Here is a 3,054-nt window from a genome sequence, read left to right on the forward strand (position 1 = left end):
GGGAAACTTGCGTTTCAGTTTGTTGGTTAAGTCCTCGATCGATTAGTATTCGTCAGCTGCACGTGTCGCCACGCTTCCACCCCGAACCTATCTACCTCATCGTCTTTGAGGGATCTTACTTGCTTGCGCAATGGGAAATCTCATCTTGAGGGGGGCTTCGTGCTTAGATGCTTTCAGCACTTATCCCGGCCACACATAGCTACCCAGCGATGCTCTTGGCAGAACAACTGGTACACCAGCGGTGTGTCCATCCCGGTCCTCTCGTACTAAGGACAGCTCCTCTCAAATTTCCTGCGCCCGCGACGGATAGGGACCGAACTGTCTCACGACGTTCTGAACCCAGCTCGCGTACCGCTTTAATGGGCGAACAGCCCAACCCTTGGGACCGACTACAGCCCCAGGATGCGATGAGCCGACATCGAGGTGCCAAACCTCCCCGTCGATGTGGACTCTTGGGGGAGATAAGCCTGTTATCCCCGGGGTAGCTTTTATCCGTTGAGCGATGGCCCTTCCATGCGGAACCACCGGATCACTAAGTCCGTCTTTCGACCCTGCTCGACCTGTCCGTCTCGCAGTCAAGCTCCCTTGTGCCTTTACACTCTGCGAATGATTTCCAACCATTCTGAGGGAACCTTTGAGCGCCTCCGTTACTCTTTAGGAGGCGACCGCCCCAGTCAAACTGCCCGCCTGACACTGTCTCCCAAGCCGCTTAGGCTTGTGGGTTAGAAGTTCAATACAACCAGGGTAGTATCCCACCGACGCCTCCCCCGAAGCTGGCGCTCCGGGTTCTCTGGCTCCTACCTATCCTGTACAAGTTGCACCAAAATTCAATATCAGGCTACAGTAAAGCTCCACGGGGTCTTTCCGTCCTGTCGCGGGTAACCTGCATCTTCACAGGTACTATAATTTCACCGAGTCTCTCGTTGAGACAGTGCCCAGATCGTTACGCCTTTCGTGCGGGTCGGAACTTACCCGACAAGGAATTTCGCTACCTTAGGACCGTTATAGTTACGGCCGCCGTTTACTGGGGCTTCGGTTCGCACCTTCGCTTGCGCTAAGCACTCCCCTTAACCTTCCAGCACCGGGCAGGCGTCAGCCCCTATACGTCACCTTACGGTTTTGCAGAGACCTGTGTTTTTGCTAAACAGTCGCCTGGGCCTATTCACTGCGGCTCTCTCGGGCTATTCACCCTACCAGAGCACCCCTTCTCCCGAAGTTACGGGGTCATTTTGCCGAGTTCCTTAACGAGAGTTCACTCGCTCACCTTAGAATTCTCTTCTCGCCTACCTGTGTCGGTTTGCGGTACGGGCACCTCCCGCCTCGCTAGAGGCTTTTCTTGGCAGTGTGAAATCAGGGACTCTGAGGTCAAACCTCTTGCCATCACTGCTTGATGTTATATAGAAACGGGATTTGCCTCGTTTCTCATCTCACAACTTGGACGTGCACAACCAACGGCACGCTCACCCTATCCTTCTGCGTCCCCCCATTACTCAAACGGCGGGGAGGTGGTACAGGAATATCAACCTGTTGTCCATCGTCTACGCCTATCGGCCTCGACTTAGGTCCCGACTAACCCTGAGCGGACGAGCCTTCCTCAGGAAACCTTAGGCATTCGGTGGACGGGATTCTCACCCGTCTTTCGTTACTCATACCGGCATTCTCACTTCTAAGCGCTCCACCAGTCCTTCCGGTCTGACTTCAACGCCCTTAGAACGCTCTCCTACCACGGACATCTACGATGTCCATCCACAGCTTCGGTAATCCGTTTAGCCCCGGTACATTTTCGGCGCAGTGTCACTCGACCAGTGAGCTATTACGCACTCTTTAAATGATGGCTGCTTCTAAGCCAACATCCTGGTTGTCTAAGCAACGCCACATCCTTTTCCACTTAACGGATATTTGGGGACCTTAGCTGGTGGTCTGGGCTGTTTCCCTCTTGACTACGGATCTTATCACTCGCAGTCTGACTCCCAAGCATAAATCACTGGCATTCGGAGTTTGTCTGAATTCGGTAACCCGGGATGGGCCCCTAGTCCAAACAGTGCTCTACCTCCAGGATTCTCTTCTTGAGGCTAGCCCTAAAGCTATTTCGGAGAGAACCAGCTATCTCCAGGTTCGATTGGAATTTCTCCGCTACCCACACCTCATCCCCGCACTTTTCAACGTGCGTGGGTTCGGGCCTCCAGTAAGTGTTACCTTACCTTCACCCTGGACATGGGTAGATCACCTGGTTTCGGGTCTACAACTGCATACTCACTCGCCCTGTTCAGACTCGCTTTCGCTGCGGCTCCGGCTTCTCACCTTAACCTTGCATGCAATCGTAACTCGCCGGTTCATTCTACAAAAGGCACGCTATCACCCATTAACGGGCTCTAACTACTTGTAGGCACACGGTTTCAGGATCTATTTCACTCCCCTTCCGGGGTGCTTTTCACCTTTCCCTCACGGTACTGGTTCACTATCGGTCACTAGGGAGTATTTAGCCTTGGGAGATGGTCCTCCCGGATTCCGACGGAATTTCTCGTGTTCCGCCGTACTCAGGATCCACTCTGGAGGGAACGAACTTTCAGCTACGGGGCTATTACCCTGTCTTGCGGACCGTTCCAGGTCGCTTCGCTTAATCCGTTCCTTTGTAACTCCGTATAGAGTGTCCTACAACCCCAGAAGGCAAGCCTTCTGGTTTGGGCTGATCCCGTTTCGCTCGCCGCTACTTGGGGAATCGCATTTGCTTTCTCTTCCTTCAGGTACTTAGATGTTTCAGTTCCCTGAGTCTGCCTTCTCATGTGCTATGTATTCACACATGGATACTGCTCCATTACGAACAGTGGGTTTCCCCATTCGGAAATCCCCGGATCACAGCTCACTTACAGCTCCCCGAGGCATATCGGTGTTAGTGCCGTCCTTCTTCGGCTCCTAGTGCCAAGGCATCCACCGTGCGCCCTTATTAACTTAACCACTGAATGGTCAAAAAAATAAGTTGATCGCAAAGCGATCACGCTACTTGATGCTTGTTTCTTAATCAATGTCGATCTATCCAGTTTTCAAAGAACAAGT

1 rRNA gene is annotated in these 3,054 nt (G+C 52.8%); it reads right to left on the reverse strand.

Annotated elements, in window-relative coordinates:
• Positions 1 to 22 precede the first annotated feature (22 nt).
• A 23S ribosomal RNA gene (locus DP119_RS15745) occupies positions 23 to 2,955 on the reverse strand.
• Between the last annotated feature and the right edge of the window lie 99 nt (positions 2,956 to 3,054).

The sequence above is a fragment of the Planococcus maitriensis genome (genome assembly GCF_003289925.1).
Lineage (GTDB): Bacteria > Bacillota > Bacilli > Bacillales_A > Planococcaceae > Planococcus > Planococcus maitriensis.